The 21,623-nt window shown below is 37.9% G+C and carries 16 protein-coding genes; 7 read left to right on the top strand and 9 right to left on the bottom strand.

The window, feature by feature from the left end:
• Positions 1 to 2: 2 nt before the first annotated feature.
• The gene (locus DCC35_RS12710; protein ID WP_137091161.1) at positions 3 to 1,166 is read right to left on the bottom strand and encodes a leucine-rich repeat domain-containing protein; all 1,164 of its coding nucleotides are present in this window, start codon (positions 1,164 to 1,166) and stop codon (positions 3 to 5) included.
• Between the two features lie 148 nt (positions 1,167 to 1,314).
• Positions 1,315 to 2,463, bottom strand: coding sequence for a site-specific tyrosine recombinase/integron integrase (xerA, locus tag DCC35_RS12705; protein WP_217495832.1), 1,149 nt, complete (start codon positions 2,461 to 2,463; stop codon positions 1,315 to 1,317).
• Positions 2,464 to 2,618: 155 nt separating this feature from the next.
• Between xerA and DCC35_RS12700 the strand changes: the two genes are divergently transcribed.
• Positions 2,619 to 3,065 (top strand): hypothetical protein, encoded by a 447-nt coding sequence (locus DCC35_RS12700; protein ID WP_137091160.1) that lies wholly within the window; start codon positions 2,619 to 2,621, stop codon positions 3,063 to 3,065.
• 59 nt (positions 3,066 to 3,124) lie between these two features.
• On the opposite strand, the gene DCC35_RS20950 is transcribed toward DCC35_RS12700, so the two are convergent.
• The 3 genes from DCC35_RS20950 to DCC35_RS12690 all read right to left on the bottom strand — a co-directional run bounded on the left by DCC35_RS20950 (position 3,125) and on the right by DCC35_RS12690 (position 4,637).
• The gene (locus DCC35_RS20950) at positions 3,125 to 3,433 is read right to left on the bottom strand and encodes an MDR/zinc-dependent alcohol dehydrogenase-like family protein (protein ID WP_217495831.1); all 309 of its coding nucleotides are present in this window, start codon (positions 3,431 to 3,433) and stop codon (positions 3,125 to 3,127) included.
• Positions 3,394 to 4,131 carry an alcohol dehydrogenase catalytic domain-containing protein gene (locus tag DCC35_RS12695; protein ID WP_217495830.1) on the bottom strand — a complete coding sequence of 246 codons (738 nt, stop codon included), beginning with the start codon at positions 4,129 to 4,131 and terminating at the stop codon, positions 3,394 to 3,396. The genes DCC35_RS20950 and DCC35_RS12695 overlap by 40 nt, the downstream gene beginning before the upstream one ends.
• 71 nt (positions 4,132 to 4,202) lie before the next feature.
• On the bottom strand, positions 4,203 to 4,637 hold the full coding sequence (locus DCC35_RS12690; protein ID WP_137091159.1) for a nucleoside deaminase: 435 nt from the start codon (positions 4,635 to 4,637) through the stop codon (positions 4,203 to 4,205).
• An 807-nt stretch (positions 4,638 to 5,444) separates the two neighbouring features.
• On the opposite strand from DCC35_RS12690, the gene DCC35_RS12685 reads away from it, so the two are divergent.
• A complete protein-coding gene (locus DCC35_RS12685) occupies positions 5,445 to 5,942 on the top strand; it encodes a DUF427 domain-containing protein (RefSeq protein WP_137091158.1) in 498 nt (165 codons plus the stop codon).
• 528 nt (positions 5,943 to 6,470) lie between these two features.
• On the opposite strand, the gene DCC35_RS12680 is transcribed toward DCC35_RS12685, so the two are convergent.
• On the bottom strand, positions 6,471 to 7,274 hold the full coding sequence (locus DCC35_RS12680; protein ID WP_137091157.1) for a DUF6503 family protein: 804 nt from the start codon (positions 7,272 to 7,274) through the stop codon (positions 6,471 to 6,473).
• Between the two features lie 97 nt (positions 7,275 to 7,371).
• Here DCC35_RS12680 and DCC35_RS12675 point away from each other — a divergent pair, with 97 nt between their 5' ends.
• A complete protein-coding gene (locus DCC35_RS12675; RefSeq protein WP_137091156.1) occupies positions 7,372 to 8,034 on the top strand; it encodes a B3/B4 domain-containing protein in 663 nt (220 codons plus the stop codon).
• Positions 8,035 to 8,086: 52 nt separating this feature from the next.
• Here DCC35_RS12675 and DCC35_RS12670 read toward each other — a convergent pair whose 3' ends face one another.
• Positions 8,087 to 8,944, bottom strand: coding sequence for a M57 family metalloprotease (locus DCC35_RS12670; protein ID WP_137091155.1), 858 nt, complete (start codon positions 8,942 to 8,944; stop codon positions 8,087 to 8,089).
• Between the two features lie 199 nt (positions 8,945 to 9,143).
• Between DCC35_RS12670 and DCC35_RS12665 the strand changes: the two genes are divergently transcribed.
• The 4 genes from DCC35_RS12665 to DCC35_RS12650 all read left to right on the top strand — a co-directional run bounded on the left by DCC35_RS12665 (position 9,144) and on the right by DCC35_RS12650 (position 15,201).
• On the top strand, positions 9,144 to 9,551 hold the full coding sequence (locus tag DCC35_RS12665; RefSeq protein WP_137091154.1) for a hypothetical protein: 408 nt from the start codon (positions 9,144 to 9,146) through the stop codon (positions 9,549 to 9,551).
• Positions 9,552 to 9,607: 56 nt separating this feature from the next.
• Complete coding sequence (locus tag DCC35_RS12660) at positions 9,608 to 11,941, top strand: S8 family peptidase (RefSeq protein WP_246070244.1); 2,334 nt, start codon at positions 9,608 to 9,610, stop codon at positions 11,939 to 11,941.
• A gap of 97 nt (positions 11,942 to 12,038) precedes the next feature.
• Positions 12,039 to 14,156 (top strand): glycoside hydrolase family 97 protein, encoded by a 2,118-nt coding sequence (locus DCC35_RS12655; protein ID WP_137091152.1) that lies wholly within the window; start codon positions 12,039 to 12,041, stop codon positions 14,154 to 14,156.
• A 517-nt stretch (positions 14,157 to 14,673) separates the two neighbouring features.
• Positions 14,674 to 15,201, top strand: a complete 528-nt coding sequence (locus tag DCC35_RS12650; protein ID WP_137091151.1) for an REP-associated tyrosine transposase — start codon at positions 14,674 to 14,676, stop codon at positions 15,199 to 15,201.
• Between the two features lie 465 nt (positions 15,202 to 15,666).
• Here DCC35_RS12650 and acnA read toward each other — a convergent pair whose 3' ends face one another.
• On the bottom strand, positions 15,667 to 18,444 hold the full coding sequence (gene acnA / locus DCC35_RS12645; protein WP_137091150.1) for an aconitate hydratase AcnA: 2,778 nt from the start codon (positions 18,442 to 18,444) through the stop codon (positions 15,667 to 15,669).
• A 119-nt stretch (positions 18,445 to 18,563) separates the two neighbouring features.
• Complete coding sequence (locus tag DCC35_RS12640; protein ID WP_137091149.1) at positions 18,564 to 21,593, bottom strand: T9SS type A sorting domain-containing protein; 3,030 nt, start codon at positions 21,591 to 21,593, stop codon at positions 18,564 to 18,566.
• Between the last annotated feature and the right edge of the window lie 30 nt (positions 21,594 to 21,623).

Raw genomic sequence — 21,623 nt, 5'->3', positions numbered from 1 at the left:
ATTTACCTTGCTGCTAACGGATGGCAATATGCGGAGGCCGGGAATTCGGAGCTCCAACCTATCAAACCGTTACAATTTTGAGTAAATGTACAAAACTTTAAAATACCCGTATCCCCCGGCTTACGTATATTGCGTGTTGTGGCGTCGTTATTTCTCATTAAATATCGATTCAACTTCTGGATTATAACCCCAAAATTCAATCTTTTGTCTTTCAAAATCTGTTTAGTTTTATTATCAGCCAATCTCCACATATTTGTAGCATTAATCGTTTTAGAGTCTAAAATAATCTTGAAAGCTTGGTCAATCAGTTTCTTTTTTAATGCAGCCTTGAAATTTTCAGGAAAGAACAATAAAAATGTCTCTAAAGATTGTAAATCCCGAACAGTATTAATGTCAGCTAATCTGCTATTATTATCAATCTGGATTTTACTTAAACTATCAAGCCCTTTTAAACTTGGCAATGATTCCAATTGCGACATCCCTTCAAAAATCAAAGTCTTAAGGTTATTCAATGAACTTAAAAAATCATAATTGGGAATCTGTCGTGTTCTGCTAATCTCAAGTTCTTGCAAATTAGTTTGAGTCGAAATAGCATCAAGGTTTTTATAGCTGCCAAACAATAGGTTCAACTCTCTAATTTTTCTTAAATCTTGAATTATCTCCAAGTCTGGCAGTTTTACGCCACGTAATGTTAGCACCTCCAAGTTTTTAAGCTGTGAAACACTTGCAAGTCCTTTTTTCATTCCATCAACGTAGAAGTATTTCAAATCCTTAAAGTCAGAAATAAAACCTAAATCAACCGCAACAGATTTTGTCTCTCCAACACTTAACCCAGTCAAATCAAGGTAATCCTTAATCGGAGTGAAATCCTTTGTCATAAATGATGAAACTGCAAATCTCTTTACTGCTGGTAAATGTTTTAAGAATCCAAAGTCCACTAAATCGTACCAGAAAATATGCAATCTGATATCAGGAAATTGCTCGTAGAAGTTATTTAGAACTTTCCAAGTCTTTTCATTTGGGGTCTTGAATTGATAAAACTGAATTGAATGGATATTTGGTTCTTTTATCAATTTTGGAATATCCGAATCTTTGAGATTATCGTAGATGTTTATATTCCCACTAAAATTCCCCCAACTTTCTTTATTCTGTTTAAATAATCTCATATGGTACTTGGTTTCCTATAATGCGCCACAACGAATGGCTAAGCGCCACTCAGTGGCTCTTATTCCATATATGTATTTGGTTTTCCTTGCAATATAATGCCTGAGTCACTATTTACAAAAATCTGTTTGAACAAGTATGTGGCTGGTTTCATATTTCTAAATTATCTAATGGGCTTTTAATTTCATTCATTCCTTTACTTGTGATATGGGTGTATATTTCTGTTGTTTTACTGCTTGAATGGCCTAGCAAATTTTGGATGTATCGTAAATTTGTCCCTCTTTCTAATAAATGCGTTGCAAAACTATGCCTCAACGTATGAAGAGTTGCGTCCTTTTTTATCCCAGCGTTCTTTTTTGCCCTGTGAAATACTTTTCTTAAGCTACTCGCAGAATATTTTTCCCCACCCTGGCCCTCAAACAACCATCGTTTGGGTTTATACTTTTTGTAATATTCTCTCAATAGCAATAATGTCTTCTCCGACAGCAATGTAGTGCGGTCTTTTTTGCCTTTGGCGCCTTTTACATGAATTAACATGCGATCACCATCGATATCAGAAATTTTCATATCAATCATTTCACCTACTCGTAGTCCAGCACTATAGATTAACGTCAGCATACACCGGTGCTTCAGATTCATCGGTGTCTTAAGCATGCGTACCACTTCTTCTTCACTCAGTACCACAGGTAGTTTTTTCTCCTTACTGGGACGATCTATCCAGTAATACTTCCGGTCTTCTCCTTTTATTTTTTCCAGGTAAAATTTTATGGCGTTCACTGCCTGGTTTTGAGTGCTTTGAGATGCCTTTTTATCATGAATAAGATATAAAAGATAGCTTTTAACCTGCTCATCAGTCATCGTATCCGAATTTTCGATCTGACAATAAGTTAGAAAATCTGAAAAGTAATAGATGTATGTATCAATTGTGCTTTTACTGTATCGTACTGTTTCCAGTTTGTGAATGTATTCTTTAGGTACAGGGACCCGTCGCTTCTTTCTTGTGAAAGGATTTTTATTTTTCTTTTTGTTAGTATTTGTTTTTTGTGAAACACTGCTTTTCAGCATATCTGAATCATATTTTTCAAGGATTTCAGGACTTATTTGTAAATGATAATTTGCTAATACTTTTTTGATCTCCCGGTAATTGCGTGGGGTGTCTTCAAAATACCAGTATTTATTTTTCGGGTGCCACTTTCTCCCTGGAATCGATTTTACTAATTCAATAATCCTTTTGTCGTATTCAAATTCACATATCAGGCAATTTTTATCATCGATTTTTTTCAACAGAATCTCAATCATAAATAGTCAAATTATTCTGCTGTTAATTACCGAAATGTTTTGGACTTAGCTGTAAGATTAAACGTTTATATACGTATATTATGCGTATAATCTCACGGTTATGAATGTTTTTCTTAGTAATTATTAGTCTTAAAGGTTGATTTTTAATCTGTAAAATGATTATTATTAATATCAACCAATCATTTAATACTATGTCGGGAACTTTTGTTGAAACCAGGAAATGCAAGCAATGTAACAATTCATTGCATGGCCGTGCAGACCAGTTATTCTGTGATGCCAACTGTAGAAGTGCATATCATTTTCAAAATAATAATCATGAGGAAATGATGATCAGAAGCCTGACTTCTTATGTCAGAAATAATCGTCGTATTCTAAAGACTCTCTGCTACAAAGGAAAAACTATTGTGCGTAAATCTGTTCTGGATAGTATGGGCTTCAGATTTGAAAATTTCAGCGGTATTTATGTAACTAAGAATGGTGCTGTTTACTATTTGTGCTTTAATTATGCCTTTACACCAAAATATGAAAAGGGGATAAAGAAAGTTTTAATAGTTAATAAACAGGAGTTTATGAAAGACTTTGATCCCTGGAGTTTTGTTTAATAAAAACGCCCGAATCTCTCCGGGCGCAACTTATAATTGAATTGGAATTAAATACTTTTCTAATCCATCGTTAATACAACTCTGAATCTTGCTTTATTATTAATCATTCTGTCATAGGCTTCTGCCGCCTTTTCTAACGGGAACGTTTCTATCATCGGCCTAACTTCTGATAAAGCACTGAAGTTTAAAGTATCTTCTGAATCGAGAGCAGTACCGCTTGGCCATCCTGCAACTGATTTCCTTCCCATTATCAGAGAAAATGGAGCAACCGAAATACTATCTCCGGGAGCTGCAACGATCAATACCTGGCCGTCAATAGCCATTCCATCTACCACGCTACTAATCGCATCGGTATTGGGGCTGTACATAAGATTACTTTTGCTCCGCCTAATTTTTGTAATTCTTCAACTGGATCCTGTTTACTGGTATCAATAAAATGTTTCGCGCCCAGCTTTTCAGCCAGTTCTTTTTTGGATTCACTGGTGGAAATTGCTACTACTCTATATCCCATTTTAGCTGCGAATTGAATGCCTAAATGGCCGAGTCCGCCAATACCCTGAACGGCCACCACGTCTCCGGGGTTTGCCGGGCTGTTGCGGAGTGAATTAAAGGTGGTAATCCCTGCACATAATAAAGGTGCAGCTTCCACAGAGTCGATCTCATCGGGAATCGACGCTACTGCTTCCTGGGGAGCAACCATGTACTCTGCATATCCTCCGTCATAAGATATGCCTGAGATTTTAGCGTTTTCGCAACTGATAAAATCACCTCTACGGCATGGTTCGCATTCAAAACAATGTCCACCATGCCAACCAACACCTACTCTCTGGCCTTCTTTAAAACGTTCAACGTTTTTTCCCGTCTTGGTTACTTTTCCAACCACTTCATGGCCGGGTATTCTGGGAAACTCGATACCCGGAAAGGCACCTTCTTTGACGAACATATCACTGTGGCAAATACCACAAGCTTCAATTTTTATCTGTACTTCATTTTCTGATGGTTCGGGTACATCCCGGTCAACCACTTTAAAGTCACCTCCGGCTTCTTCTATCTGAACTGCTTTCATGCGAGTATTAGTTATTGGTTTTGGTACTTAATAAGTTATTAAACATCATTGACTTAAGCTCACTTATCCGACTATAATTTCTGGTGAAATAAGGCCTGACATTGATCTGAGAGGAGTCCTGATTTAATGACTATATCGGTATCAGATCTTTGTACTAATTCATTACAGCTAAGCATGATCTGATCTCCGTGTTTTGCTGCATCGTTTATTGATGCTCCATAGATTAATGTTCCGATTCCGGCCCAGATAATTGCCCCCATACACATCGGGCAGGGCTCAACTGTACTGTATAAGGTCAGGTCTTCCGGGTAATCATAGTCGAGTTCATCCATTCTCCTTAAAACATTCATCTCGGCATGTGCTGTTGGACCGTCAAATTTCGAAGTATTTGGCATAGCCACTTGCTGTCCTTCCGAATCAACTAACACAGCCCCAAAAGGAGATTTGGCTTCTTTGGCAATGTCGATTGCCATTTTCATCCAGAAATTATCATCGTGTGAGATCATAGTATTAAATACAATAGAGACAGCATAATGTTTATAAATTCTAAAATACAATCAACCCATTTTAGGATTACAGTGAAATTGTAAATATATAATTGGACTATACTTTTAAACTGTAAACTTATTTTAGGACGAAGCAAGCAAAATGCGAAAGCATTTTTCTTTGCGTGCATTGCGTCTTAGCGGTGTATTTTAAGAAATTGTTTTAGTTTGTTTCGTGTCCTTTCGAATCAGTAAGGTACGGATCAAAGATCCTTATTTATCTTCGATTCCAGATGCGCTTCGCTAACATCTGGAATAGCATCATTTTTTATTTGTAACCTGATTAGACGTAGCCACATTAAAAAAAGCAGTTGTTCGATATGTTCCGCAGGGCATGTCGAACCGGTAATAGGCCGGATTTGAATCCGGAATTAGTCAAAACCGCCCTGGTTCGTGTCCTCATGAAACAGTTATTCAGTTCCAGATGCGCTTCGCTAACATCTGTAATAGCATCATTTTTTTATTGTAGAAGGCACCAGCGCGACGCTGGCGCTAGTTTATAGATGAGACATTTGGAATAGCATTAAAATGCGAAAGCATTTATCTTCGATGTTTTGCCATTTGACTGTAAGTTAATCATTTTAGCTTATCTTAATGTCCAGTCAAATGTAGCAGACCCATCTTTTTAGCTTATCTTAATGTCCAGTCAAATGTAGCAGACCCATCACTGTCAATCGAATAACTAATAACTTAATAACTGATCTCTTATAACCAATCATCAATCCCAAATATCCAATAACTTAATCTTCAATAACCTGTTAAAGAAATATGAAGAAACCAAATCCGGAAAAAACGGGAAAGGGGCAGGAGTCAGTATGGGATTACCCAAGGCCTCCGTTGCTTGAAAGAACGAGTAAATTGATCGAAGTCTGGTTTAATAATGAATGTATTGCCCGAAGCAATAAATGTTACAGGGTGTTGGAAACCAGTCATCCGCCCCAATTCTACATTCCACCTTCTGATGTGAATAAAAAGTTTCTTTTAGATTCAGATCTGGAAACTCATTGCGAATGGAAAGGTAAAGGAAGATATTATGACTTGAAAGCAGGAGGGAAGTGGTCGGAAAATGCTGCCTGGTATTATGATGATCCGACAAAAGAATTTGAAGAGATTAAAAATTATCTTGCTTTTTACGCAGGCAGAGTGGATCAATGCCTTGTGGATAAAGAGGTTGTAGTTCCTCAACCCGGAGGTTTTTACGGTGGCTGGATTACCGATGATGTTGTTGGACCTTTTAAAGGAGTAGATGGGAGTTGGGGATGGTGAATTAATTGTTAGTAGGCCATTTTTAGTCTCCTTACAATATAATTACCGCCCTGTTTCATGTCCTCACGAAATCAACCGCCCTGGTTCGTGTCCTCACGAAACAGTTATTCAATAGTCGGGATTTTAAATCTCGTTTATCAATGCTTCCAGATACGCTACGCTAACTTCTGGAACAGCAGCAGTATAAATGGTAGAGGGCACCAGCGTGACCCTGGCGCCAGTTTAAGGATGTGACTAATCGTTGAAATGATCAATAACTATACTAATAACGGCCAATCTTATTTCGGGATTTACAACTAATAACTGATAACTATTCTCTAATAACTAACATCTAATAACTAACATCTAATAACCAATAACTAATTTCTAATAATCAGGAAAGTTAACCCCCTATAAAAGCATAAGCGATCAGGGCGGGGAGCCGTGATCGCTTATTAGGAATTTATCAACTATGAATAAAGAGCTGTTGTAAATGTAGTTACACTGTTTGTTTCTTGCAAGTATTTCCCTTAAAAAATTAATATTTTTTTATTTATTGATCTGAGACATGTTTTCGATATTTGGATTTAGTGGTGTTTCCAAAATATTTACGTTTGATATCTGAGCCTGTCCAAGTTTATCGCCAAACTTAAAATCTTTCCATGAGCGGAATTCCCAATTTTTAGCATAGGGTAGTTTGGCCGAATTATCAAAATCATTATAAATGATGACATGCGGATCTTCTTCTGCTTTTTCCTGATCACCGGATCCATAGGTAACAATGTAGGCAGCAGCATGGATTAGCAAAGTTTCCGGGTCAATATATAAATAGTACCAGTCGTCAGGGGCATCACCGGTACCGGGTTTAAACGTCATTTTAGCAACCCTGTATTCTTTACCTTCCATTTCCTTTATACCGATCGGTTCAAAGATTACTCCCGGGTCGTTCAATTTATAAGGAAGCATGTAAAAATAAGACCATGTTAATACATCAAAACGAGATGATTTTGCATTCATACTGTCTACGGACATATAAAAGTTGTCATCTTTAAATACTGCCTTTTTACCATCTTTATATACTATCTCAACCACATCACAGGAAGGTGTCTGACTGATTTTTCCGTTAAATCGTTCATTTCCACCAAAGTTCAATTTTAGATCAAAAGTCAGGTGTCCGGCATTATTTAAAATATCTTCATTATAAACAGCTTCTATGCTGTCTCTTAAAGTTTCGATTTTGTTATCGACAAGTTTTTCCTTGATCAGCCCTTCTTCGGCATCGTTATTGTTATCTTTATCTGTACAACTGAATATCCCGAATAAGAGAATTGTTGCAAATAATATGTTTTTCATAGTAAAATATGTTTTTGTAATAAAAACAATTTTTTTTGTGGATATCAAAATATATGGTATTTAAATTACCGTTGTGTAAGTAAGACGACAGTGTGATATGAGAAGAATTTTTATAAGTGATGAGATTAAAACTAAACTACCGGAAATCAGGCTAGGCTTATTAGAAGCTGAAATCAGGGTAGTAAACAGCATTTCCGAGCTGGACGATCGTCTGGAGCAGGAAATTGATATTCTTTTTAATAAATATGAAGTTGAGGATATAAAAAACAGGCCGATTATCGAGGCGACGAGAAATGCCTATAAAAACCTTGGAAAAGACCCGAACAGGTACAGACCAAGTGCTGAGGCATTATCCAGAAGAATCGTGCAGGGAAAAGGTTTATACCAGGTAAACAATGCGGTTGATATTGTGAATTGGCTTTCTTTTGTTTCGGGATTTTCAATTGGTGCCTATGATTTAAATCAGGTTACCGGTGATATTTATCTTGATATAGCTCCTGAGGGTGTGCCTTACCAGGCTATCGGCAGAGGAGATCTTAATGTAAGTAGCCTTCCGGCTTTAAAAGATGATCTGGGTTATTTTGGTACCCCGACTTCTGATTCAGACAGGACTTGTATTAAGCCTACAACCTCTAAAATGATAATGGTTTTTTATGATTTTAACGGAAAGGCCGATTTGGAACTCTGGCTTAAGCAATCTGCCGAATGGTTTGAACAGTTTGCCGGAGCAGAAAATATAAATACAGATATACTTAAATAAGAAAAACCCTGGCAATCGCCAGGGTTAATTTTTTTACTGTATTAATTATTTTTTAATACAGATACTCTAGTGCAACAACGTCGTACTGACCAAATTCTCCATCCTCACCTGAGCTAAAGCAAGCAAGCATTATTGAATTAGGATCAATTCCCTGTGGAGTACCAGGTACATAAACTGCACCTACACCACCGTCACCTTCGTTTCCACCAGAACCACAAGAGTAAGATCTGTCAAAGTAATCAGTATGACGTAATCCTACTGCATGGCCGATCTCGTGAGTCATTACATGCTCAACAACGTTTGTACCGTAGTTTGAAGTACCAGACTGGATTTGAATCCATTTGTAAGGTCTTCCACCACTAGGGAATCCGGCAGAACCTCCGCCACCACCGCTAGTTCGGTAAACTACCATGTCGTACGGACTGTAGTTAGTACCAAACGTCAGGTTGAAAGTAAGACCTGTGTTTAATCTGTTGTAATTGTTGATCGCCCACTGTAGAGCAGTTCTCATCGTTCCATCCAAACCGTTGGAATTATTTCCGGTATAACCGATAACATTGATGGTTCTTGGAGACGATACAAGGTTGTTTGTTCTGTACTGCTCAAAGTTTGGACCTTCATAATGAATGTCACTTTGAAGCATCGCTTCCAGGTTTTCCGGAGTAATAACGATATCTCCTTCAAGCAGGTAATTTCCTGCTTCCTTTGAAGGATCAAGAAGGTCAACATCATCAGTCATTCTGATGTCGCTGACATCAAAACCCAACTCTTTAAATTGAGCTTTAACTTCATCAGAAATTTCCAATTTGTCGTTTGGTGAAAGATTTTCCTCGTTTGTACATGACACGAAGAATACTTGTGCAAAAGCAAACATTGCTGCACATAAAAGAGTGATTCTCAATTGTTTCATTGTAAAATTGATTTGGTTAAAGATTGCCGCTAATGTATAAATTAGTTTTTTAACAAAAAAATAATTTTGCATTTATTTCATATTAATAATTCTGTCGTGACGTAAAAGACGGAATATTATTCTATGTTTTAGATGAAATTCAATGTCTTTTCAGTATATTTTATATATTTGTAGAATCAACCATCATTGACGGATTTATATGAGAGATGCTTTCCTCAGAGTTATTCTTTTTATCACTTTTTCAAGTATGCTTTTCGCTCAGGATTCGTCATGGGGAAAGTTTGTTTTGCGTGAAGTTGAACTTACAAGTCAATCCAGATTAACTGAAGATTTTTATCTAGTAGAGTTAAACGATTCTCATACAGGTTATCATTTCAAAAACATAAATGTCATTCGGAAAATTTCTGATAAAATTCTAATTGTCCATTCTCATGGAGACTTTTCGGGTGTTAAAAAGGCGTATTATGTAAATGATTTATGGAAGCTAAGTCCGAATATTATCGGACCTGTAAACGGCGTAAAGAGGTTTGTTGTCAAGTCAACTAATCCGGAAACCACTATGAAGCTTATTGATTCTGGGTATGAGCCGGTATTGAAAGGGGATTAATATTAATTCGAGGCCGGAAAGATGATGTAGTCGAAAATATTGCTTCGTTGAATAATGTGTTTTATGTCGGTCTTGAATCGACAAAGCCGGAAGTTGAAACTCCGGTTATTGACTTGAATTTGAGGCCAAACCTGGTTAATACACTTCATCAAAAATATCCTGATCTAACGGGCAAAGGTTTAACCCTGGCAATCCATGAAGAAAAATTTGATATCAATGATATTGATTTTAGTAACCGGGTAATAGAATATGAAGGGGCATCCAATCAAATTTCAAGGCATGCTACGGAAATGACAACTATTGCTGCCGGTGAAGGGAATAGCTTTATTACAGGTAGGGGCGTGGCTAAAGGAACTGCTCTTGTTTCATCAGATTTTTCAGACATTATTCCTGACCCGGCTTCTTTTTATGTTGATTATAATGTATCGGTCCAAAATCATTCCTTCGGAACAGAAATTGAAAATTTTTACGGAGCATTTGCAGCCGAATATGATAAAAACGTTAATAATATCAACACCTTGATTCATGTTTTTTCTTCCGGAAATAATGGTTTTGATTCGGCAACGGAGGGTATTTATGAAGGCATTTCTGGGATTGCTAATCTTACAGGAAATTACAAGCAGGCAAAAAATGTACTGACAATTGGATCGGCTGATACAGTATTTAATTTTCCTGAATTCGTATCCAGAGGACCGGCTTATGATGGGAGAATAAAGCCTGAACTTGTTACATATAGCAATGTCGGGTCTTCAAACTCTACTGCTTTATTGTCAGGTGTTTGTATTCTTATCCAGCAGAGGTTTTTGCAAAAATTCAATGAGCTTCCATCATTCTCTTCAGTTAAATCTATTTTAATGGCTTCGGCTGAAGATATTGGAATACCCGGGCCCGATTATCATTCGGGTTATGGAAATGTGAATGCCTATGAAGCGATTAAAATTGTGGAAAACGAAAATATTCATGTTGATTCGTTATCTGATAATGAAATAAGGACTTTTCAACTTGAAATTCCGGCTAATGTAAATACTATTCGAGTAGCGTTATCTTGGATTGATGTCCCTGCAAATCCAGGAGACTACAAAGCCCTGGTGAATGATCTTGATATTGTGATAGAAGGACCAGACGGAGCCTTATATTATCCCGGTGTTCCTGATCCGACCCCTGGATCCGAAATCTTGGAGAGGAATGTTTCTACTGGAGTTGACACTTTGAATAATGGGGAACTTGTCTCTATCAATAATCCGGAACCTGGTATTTATAGTGTTAAAGTCAGTGGTGATTTATTAGTTGGTGATCAGCAGATTTATTCTGTTGCATGGCAAATGGAAGATAAGGATATGTTTGAGTGGAATGCGCCAATGAAGGATGAAAACATGCCATACAATGGAGAGTCTGCTTCGTATTTCAGGTGGAATTCCACTCTCGATGATAGTCAGGGACAACTAATTGTTAAATGGAATGATGGTACGGAAACCCTTATTGAAAATGATCTGGATATTAAAAAAGGTTATTACAGATGGGTACCCCCTGATACGTTAGCTTCGGTTATGGCTGTTGTGAGAATCAATGGTATAGATTATCCTTCTGATAATTTCGTTATTTCTTCTCCTCTGCGACCAATAGTCTCAGTTAATTGTAATGACTCACTTCTTATTGAATGGAAACCAGTACCTGGTTCTGATAATTATGAGGTGCTGACATTCGATCCTTTACTGCATAAATACCGATCAACAACTATTACAGCGGATACTTTTGCAGTTATACAAAGTAATGATGATAATAATATATTTAGAGTTTTTCCAAGATTTAATAACTATACTGGCATTTCAGGGCAGGCAATTAATACTCAATCTCAAATTTCCTCATGTTTCCTGAATTCATTTTTTGCTACAAGAAATAATGATTTAAATGGTATTGATTTGACTGTGTTTCTTGGATCAGTTTATAGTATAAACAAGATCCGGTTTTTCAGAATTGGTGCAGAAGATGAATTAATCAATGAATTGGGAAAAGAACAACTATTATCCAGAATATTGACTATTAATGATTTGGACCCGGTTGAGGGGATTAACAATTATTATGCACGAATATTATTTGACAATGGTCAGGTGATCGATTCGGAAATTGCCTCAGAGTATTATATAAATGAGAAGCCGGTGATGGTTTTTCCGAATCCGGCAACTGAGGGGGATGAAGTGAAAATCTTTACCAGGGCTTTCTCAGAAAAGCATATTTTTTCTTTAATTTCTACTTCTGGTAAAATACTTTTTGAAAGGGAACTGTTTCCCGAACGAGACTTTCTTAGAATTAATTCGGTACCACAGGGAATTTATTTATACAGGGTCACAGGTTCAGAATTTAATATGACCGGTAAGCTTATCATTTATTGACAAGGTATTTTGTCTGCCTGTCATTTAAAACATTTAGCTGTAATTTTCTTATATTTAAAATCTACCTTAACCTATCCACCATGATTAAAAAAGCTCAATAGTTATAGCTTCATTCCTTTTTATTATTTCAATTTCTTGTAATTCACCGGAAAAAGTCAAAACAGAGGCTGTTGTTAAATCTCCGGATGAAGATGTGCAAATTAGTTTTGGTGTCGATGATCGGGGAAAGCCTTATTATACAGTTTTCTTCAAGGAAAAAGTAGTTATTGATACATCTTATCTCGGATTTGAATTTAAAAACCATCCGCCTTTTGAAGATAATTTTAAATTAACCAGTATTGAAGAAACAGCCTTTAATCAATCATGGGATATGGTTTGGGGTGAGCAAAAAACGGTTAACAATAAATATCGGGAAATAGCTGTAGATCTGCAGGAAGAGAGTGAAACTCAAAGAAAGCTAAAAGTAATTCTCAGAGCCTATGATGACGGCATAGGATTTAGATACCACTTTCCGGAACAAGAGGGGGTGGATACCCTCATAATCATGGATGAAAATACTGAGTTTAAATTAACAGGAGACCATACTGCATGGTGGATACCTGGTGACTGGGATAGTTATGAGTGGTTATACAATACCACAAAAATTACCGACATCAACGCTTTAGAGGTAGCTAAAACAAATAAGGATTTAGCTGCCAGCTATATTCCAGAAAATGCTGTGAATACACCGGTCACAATGAGAACCGATTCAGGTCTTCACTTAAGTTTTCACGAAGCAGCTTTAATTGATTATGCCGGTATGACCCTGAAAATAGATAAAGAAAATCTCAAACTGACTAGTGAACTTGTTGGTTCAGATCGTTTAGGGTATAAGGTTTTAAGAGAATTACCATTCAGTACACCTTGGCGAACAATTCAAATAAGTGAGAATGCAGGAGGTCTTATCGAATCGAAAATGATTCTCAATCTGAATGAACCAAATAAACTTGGGGAGGTGAAGTGGTTTAAACCAATGAAATATGTTGGTATCTGGTGGGAGATGCACCTTGGAATATCCACTTGGGATATTGGAGCCACTCAGGATATGTCAACCTGGACGAAGGATCAGGCATCTTCTACAAAACATGGGGCAACTACTGAAAATGCTAAACGATATATTGATTTTGCTGCGAAAAATAATATTGGAGGTGTTTTGGTTGAAGGCTGGAATACAGGTTGGGAACACTGGATAGGCTTTGAAGACAGGGAAGGGGTTTTTGATTTTGTAACTCCATATCCTGATTACGATCTTAAAGAGGTGGTAAGATATGGAAAGGAAAAGGGAGTAGATATTATTATGCATCATGAAACTTCGGCAGCACCAAGAACTTATGAACAACAGATGGATACTGCTTATTCATTAATGGAATCATTAGGTATTCACGCTGTGAAATCAGGTTATGTAGGCCCAATCATTCCCAAAGGTGAATATCATCATGGGCAGTGGATGGTAAATCATTATAACAAGGCGATGATCAAAGCAGCTGAATATGAAGTAGCCGTAAATGCACATGAACCAATAAAAGCAACAGGGTTACGGAGAACATATCCAAATATGATATCCAGAGAGGGCTTGAGAGGACAGGAGTTCAATGCATGGGCCTCAGATGGAGGCAATCCGCCGGAACACCTGTCAATTGTGGTATTTACCAGGATGCTATCCGGTCCAATCGATTTTACACCAGGTATATTCAATATAAAATTAGATCCTCATAAGGAAGGGAACCAGGTAAATACAACCATTGCCCATCAGTTGGCTTTATATGTGGTGATTTATAGTCCCATTCAAATGGCAGCTGATCTTCCGGAAAGCTATGAAGGACAACCGGCTTTCCAGTTCATTCGTGATGTAGCTGTAGATTGGGATCAAACTATTGTTCTGAATGGAGAAGTAGGAGATTTCGTTACAATAGCCAGAAAAGAAAAAGGTACGGATAATTGGTTTGTCGGTAGTATAACTGACGAAAATGAAAGAGAGATAACTGTTCAGTTTGATTTTCTGGACGAGGATAAAACATACGAAGCAATAATTTACAGGGATGCTGATGATGCACATTGGGATGAAAACCCGGAATCAATATCTATTAATAATATGGTAGTGGAAAAAGGAGATCAGAAAACTTTCAGGCTTGCTCCCGGCGGTGGTTTAGCGATCAGTGTCAAGCCAACTAATTAACATATTGTTATTCCAGATGTTAGCTTTGCGCATCTGGAATGTGGTATAAACGGGATTTGAAATCCCGACTATTCCCGGTTCGACATGCCCTGCGGAACATATCGAACAGCTGCTTTTTTTATTGTGGCTACCTATAATGTGGTTGCATTTAAAACTGGTGCACCCGATCGAGCGCGTTTAGCGATAGCGTAACGCGTTTGTGAAAGTTGTCCCTCAGCTCTTCCAGATGTTAGCTTTGCGTATCTGGAAGCTTTAATAAACGGGATTTAAAATCCCGACTATTCCCGGTTCGACATGCCCTGTGGAACATATCGAACAGCTGCTTTTTTTATTGTGGCTACCTATAATGTGGTTGCAATTTAAAACTGCTGCTCTTCCAGATGTTAGCTTTGCGCATCTGGAAGCTTTAATAAACGGGATTTAAAATCCCGAATTAAACACACCAAATTTTCATTATAATCTAATCTTTTATTAGTTTTATATATAATTAACTATCAACCAAAACTTAGTTTCATTTATGGGGTTTGAATATAGAATAAAGGACCAGTTTGCGGTTCATTTTATTACTATAACTGTGAATCAATGGGTAGATGTATTTACCCGTAATTGCTATTCAGACATACTAATTGAAAGTCTAAAATATTGCCAAAAAAATAAAGGATTAAAAATCTATTCATGGGTGATTATGACAAATCATTTACATTTAGTTGTTAGTAGTGATAAAGGAGATTTAAGTGGAATCTTAAGAGATTTTAAAAAATATACCTCTAGTAAAATAATTCAGGCTATTGAAGATAATGATAAAGAAAGTAGGAAGAAATGGTTATTATGGCTTTTAAAAGATGGAGATAAAAATAAATTGTGGACAAAAGGGTATCATGCCAAAGAGATTATGAGTAAGGAATTTATGGAACAAAAAATAGACTATATTCACTTCAATCCAGTAAAAGCAGGGATTGTAGAATGTGAAGAATACTATTCTAATAGCAGTTGCGCAAAAATTTATGGAATGGGAGAAAGTGTTTTAGAATTGAGTGAGTATTAAAGTGTGTTAATATATTAAACTGCCCCCGATCGAGCGCATTTAGCGATTGCGTAACGCGTTTGTGAAAGTTGTCCCTCAGCTCTTCCAGATGTTAGTTTTGCGTATCTGGAAGCTTTAATAAACGGGATTTAAAATCCCGACTATTCCCGGTTCGACATGCCCTGCGGAACATATCGAACAGCTGCTTTTTTATTGTGGCTACCTATAATGTGGTTGCATTTAAAACTGGTGCACCCGATCGAGCGCATTTAGCGATTGCGTAACGCGTTTGTGAAAGTTGTCCCTCAGCTCTTCCAGATGTTAGTTTTGCGTATCTGGAAGCTTTAATAAACGGGATTTAAAATCTCGACTATTTCCGGTTCGACATGCCCTGCGGAACATATCGAACAGGAGCTTTATGAAAAAATATCAGGCATAAAAAAAGCCTGCAGTCAACTACAGGCTTTAGGTTTTAATGCAATTATATCAAGAATCTTTCAGGAATTGTCTTAGTACATATTGTAAGATTCCGTCATTTTGATAATAAGCCACTTCGATCTGCGAATCCAATCGACAAATAACTTTAAAATCAACAGTTGAACCGTCATCTTTTTTAGCAATAACACTTAATTCCTCCAATGGAGTAAGGTCATCACTTATTCCAGTAATATCATAAGTCTCTTTTCCATCAAGGCCCAGGCTTTCCGGAGTATCTCCATCCTTAAACTGAAGCGGTAATACACCCATTCCAACCAGGTTACTTCTGTGTATACGTTCGTAGCTTTCCGCAATAACCGCTTTGATACCTAAGAGATCAGTTCCTTTCGCAGCCCAGTCTCTGGAAGATCCACTTCCATATTCCTTTCCTCCAATGACAATAAGCGGTGTATCGTTATCTCTGTATTTCTGCGAAGCATCAAATACAGACATTTCCTCTCCACTTGGAATATGTGTTGTATAACCACCTTCCCGGGAAGCCAGCTCATTTTTAATCCTGACATTACCAAAGGTTCCTCTGACCATCACTTCGTCGTTTCCTCGCCGTGATCCATATGAATTAAAGTCTTCCGGATGTACACCTTTGTCAGTCAGATATTTTCCTGCCGGAGACTCCTTTTTAAATGATCCTGCCGGAGAGATATGGTCTGTTGTTATACTATCTCCTAACTTTAATAAAACTCGAGCTCCTTCAATATCAGTAAGTTTTTTAGGCTCTTCACTGATGTCTTTAAAGAAAGGAGCTTCTTTAATATAGGTAGAGTCATCAGACCAATCGTAAAGCTTGCCTTCCGGAGCCTGAAGCTCTCTCCATATTTCATTGCCATCAAAAATCTCGTTATAGTTTTTCTCGTAATCTTTTGGAGTTAAAACCTTCTTCATCTGCTCAAAGATCTCCTCATTAGTTGGCCAGATATCTTTCAGGTATACTGGTTCCATATTCGGATCATACCCGACAGGTTCTTCCTCCAGATCGATATCGATCCTTCCGGCAAGTGCAAAGGCAACAACAAGCATTGGAGACATCAGGAAGTTCATTTTAACCAATGGATGAACCCTGGCTTCAAAGTTTCTGTTTCCTGATAAAGCTGAACAAACGACCAAGTCGAATTCTTCCACTGCCTTGGTAATCGGGCCTGGCAATGGTCCTGAATTACCTATACAGGATGTACAGCCATATCCAACAGTATGAAATCTCAATGCTTCAAGATCTTCGAGTAACCCTGATTTTTGCAGGTAATCAGTCACAACTTTCGATCCGGGGGCAAGACTGGTCTTTACCCATGGTTTGACGTCCAGGCCAAGTTCTACAGCCTTCCTGGCAACTAATCCAGCTCCAAGCATAACACTCGGATTGGAAGTGTTTGTACAGGATGTTATTGCTGCTATAGCTATAGAGCCATCACTGATTTCGAATTTTTCATTTCCAATCTTTATGCTGACAGTTTTTAAATTCCCATCAACTTCTTCGACTTCAATATCCTGGGGTGAATCAGATTTCATTGCTTTGGCAGTTTTTTGTCCGCCGCCTTCTGATTTCCATCTTAAAACATCCCTTTGCGAGAGAGGAACGTAATCTCTTTCAAATCCTTCTTTTAATAATTCTTCAAATTTGGGCTTAAGGTTTTCAACAAGGATCTTATCCTGAGGTCTTTTCGGGCCTGAAACTGTAGGCTTTATGGAGCTGAGGTCAAGATCTAATACATCCGAATAGGTAATTTTATCTTCATTTTCCCTCCAGAGCATATTGGCTTTACAATATTTCTCAACTGTTTTAATATGATCAGGGTCTCTGTTGGTTTTACCCATATAATCTAAGGTCTGATCATCGATAGGGAAATAAGAAATTGTACATCCAAATTCGGGCGACATATTACTTATTGTGGCTCGATCCGGAACAGAAAGGTTATCGAGTCCGGGCCCAAATACTTCTACAAATTTACCTACCACACCATATGATCGTAATAAATGGGTGATAGTAAGGACAAGGTCGGTAGCAGTCGTTCCCAGAGGCATTTCTCCGGTTAATTTTAAGCCTATCACCTGAGGCATGATAAAATATATCGGTTGCCCTAACAGAGCAGCTTCTGCTTCGATTCCACCAACACCCCATCCAACTACACCGATTCCGTTCACCATCGGTGTATGACTGTCAGTTCCTACAAGGGTATCAGGGAAGATCATTCCGTCCCTGGTTATTGCTCCTTTGGCAAGATTTTCCAGGTTTACCTGGTGGCAAATACCCATGCCCGGAGGTACAACGCTAAAGTTTTTAAAAGCTTTTTGAGCCCATTTAAGGAATTGGTATCGTTCTCCGTTTCTTTCATATTCGACCTCAACGTTTTTCTGATAGGAGTAGTTTGTTCCGAAGTAATCAACCTGAACAGAATGGTCTATAACCAGGTCTACAGGAATCAAAGGATTGATCTTTTCGGGATCCTTACCTTTTCTTTCCATTTCTGCCCGTAGGGAAGCAATATCTACGACGGCAGGAACTCCTGTGAAATCCTGCATCAAAACACGGGCTGGTTTGTATGGGATGTCCTTATCAGATGCTTTTGGTTCCCAGTTAAGAATGGTGTCGATATGCTCTTTTGTTATTGCGAAATCGTCAAAATTACGCAATGCATTTTCGAGAAGAACTCTGATCGAAAAAGGAAGTTTTGAGATATTATACCCTTCTTTCTCCAGATCTTCAAGGCTGAAGTATTTATACTCGCCCGATTCTGTTTTGAGTTTTTGTTCTACATTATACGGGTGTGTCATTTTCGATTGGTTTTTGTTTATAATCTTTAAGATGTTCTAGTTGGTTATATTACCATAATATAAAAAAAAGGCTGCAGTACTGCAGCCTTTTTCCACTCATTCTAACCTAATAACAAAATTTATTCTATAATTATGATTTGACTATCGGATATTTCAGTTCCGATGATCTGGATCATATACTGGCCTGGTTTGTCAGGAATGTTGATATCAAGCAATTCTTTCCCTGTTGTTATCATTTGTTTTGATAATAACAGATCACCTGTGATCGTATATATATTTATCTGAACTTCATCTCCGTAATCTTCATTAAGAGCAATATTAAATTGTCCGTTTGTTGAAGGATTAGGATATATTGAGGCTGAATTTTCAATTTCAGGGATTTCTAGTAATCCATTAGAACTTGTTACGCACTGTCCGGCCTTATACGTATATGTGATTTGTTCGAAAGTTCCTTCTCCTATTTCCGGGCAAGATTCAGTTTCACAGTAGGTTACAGAGAATGTATAACTTCCCGATTTAAAATCACCGAAGTTTTCTATCTTGATTCCGGTAGCACCAGTAGTTGGGTCTGTCGATACATACTCAACTGTTCCTTTATTGCCTACAAATTCAATTTTCGCATTTTCAGCACAAGGAATATCAATTGTGATGTGAGAAAGACCGTATTTAGTATCCGGATCAGCAATTATTTCAAAATCAATCACATAACATCCGTTTTCAGATGAAATACCTGTGATAATTGTTTCAAAATCACTAGTGCATTCCGTATTTGGATCATCATTATTATCTCCATCGTCAGGACTATCTGTACCTCCGTCTGTACCATCATCAGTACCTCCGTCGGATCCTTCATCTGAACCATCGTCAGTTCCTCCGTCTGATCCATCATCGGTTCCTCCATCTGAACCATCGTCGGAACCTCCGTCTGATCCATTATCAGTTCCTCCGTCTGATCCATCGTCGGTTCCTCCGTCTGATCCATCGTCGGTTCCTCCATCGGTTCCATCATCTGTACCATCACCAGTACCTTCATCTGTGCCATCATCTGTAGAATCAGATCTTACACACGAAGAATAAGTTTTTGTACAGGAAACGACACAGCCGTCATTAGTCGTTATTGTAAACGTATATGTGGCTGTAGTTCCTGAATCTCCCGGGGTAATAACAATATCACTTCCGTTGTTTACAAATGTCCAGCCGGTACCCGAAGTTTCTTCTGTTATAGAAATTGAAGAAATGTCAGTAGATAATGAATAAGTAAAATCATTTACCAGGCATTGGCCGCCCTGAATTTCATCACATAAGTAATTGTAGTCATTAACCACTGATTCTGCATTAATGCTTTGAGTAGTTGAACATCCACTGGAATTAGTTACTGTTACTGAATATATACCACTTTCTGTAATGGTAATTGATTCTCCGGTACTTCCATCAGACCATTCATAAGTCAAATTATCTGTAGAAGAAGTATAAGCAGTGATTGTAGCCTCAGCTAAATCACATGACCCTTTTTCAAGTGATAATGAAACAGTAGGCCCACTTTGTGTAGGAACATTTAATTTTATTGATGTTGCACATCCCGAAGCATCAGTTATTGTAGCAACATATTCACCTGCAGCCAGTCCGGATCGTGTTGATCCGGTAGAGCCATCAGACCAACTGTATTCAAAAGGTGCTGTTCCATTAGTCGGCGTTAATGAAATACTTCCGGTTGAAGAACCGTCACATCCTGCAGTAGTTATATCCGCTGATACTCTTAAAAAATCCTGTCTAAGATAAGTGGAGAACGATTTGCTACATCCGGCAGCATCAGTAACAGTAACGCTGTAAGATCCCTGCGCCAACCCGGATATTTCCCGGGTGGTAGCTCCATTGCTCCATTCATATAAATAAGGTTCTGTTCCTCCGGAAACTATAGCAGATAGTCTTCCTGTAGGTTCTCCGGTACATGAAGGAGCCTCTCTTTCAACATATAATGAAATAGTGTTATTATCTCTTACTGCAAACGTTGCTTCTGCAGTACATCCTGAAGCATCTGTTACATTAACGGTATAATATCCTTTATCAAGACCACTTAGGTCTTCAGTAGTCTCCCCATTGTTCCAATTAAAGTTGTAGTCACCGGAACCACCTGATACTGTTATATCAATCGTTCCTAAAGTCGACCTATCACAGGAAGCATCAGTGGATGTACCAGTGATTAGCAGGGTAGAGGTAGATTCTTCAATAGTGAAAGTTTTTTCAACAGAGCATTGGTTTGCATCAGTGATCAGTACGCTATAATTTCCCGAAGATAATCCTGAAATATTGGCTGATGTTTCTCCGGTAGACCATTCAAAACTGTAAGGAGAAACACCTCCTGATACCGAAAGATCGATGGAACCAGCGTTTGAAGCAGAACATCCTGGTTGTTGTACTTGCCCTGATACTATAATGTCATCTGGTGAATTTATTACAGTTGACAAGGTTAATTCTTCTCCTCCTGAATCAGTAACTGTTACAGAATATTCTCCTGCAGCAAGATCAGATCTGGTTTGTCCTGCTTTTCCATCTGACCAGGTAAAGGAATAAGGAGAGATGCCGCCTTCTATATTGACAGATGCAGTTCCTGTAGCAGTATTGAAACATTCAACATCTGATGATTCTATACTACCTGTTAAAGGCTCTGTACAAACTTGCTCTGCAACTTCCTCATAAATACATTGGCCTGCTTTAAATGCAAGTTTAGGAGACCAGCATTCAGTGGCTTCCTCACAGGTTGCTTCACATACTGTGAAAGTAAGTATAAATGATTGAGGAATATCCTCTTCTCCAAAGTCCCGGATTTCGTCGACTTTTATGCCGCTATATCCGGTTTTAGGGTCTTTTTCATTTAAAACCAGAGGAAAATTGGTAGTAGAACTTGCTGAAGTAACAGTTCCGCATGGAACGTCAACTGTTACATGTGATAACCCATGGCTGCATACGCCATCGGTATAAATTTTCATTTCGTAAGTAGTGCAATTTCCTTCTTCTGTAACACTAATTAATTCTCCTCCAAAGCAGGAGTCCCCGCAATCGGAATCAATTACTGATCCTAATGAAGTGAAGTGTGTAGTGGTGATCAGAAAAAGAACAATTGTCAGATAATTGTAAATCTTTCTTCCCATAGCTGTGTTTTTTACATTTCTATAAATGTA

The organism is Mangrovivirga cuniculi (assembly GCF_005166025.1).
Taxonomy (GTDB): Bacteria; Bacteroidota; Bacteroidia; order Cytophagales; family Cyclobacteriaceae; genus Mangrovivirga; species Mangrovivirga cuniculi.
This window is presented reverse-complemented; position numbering and strand designations above follow the sequence as displayed.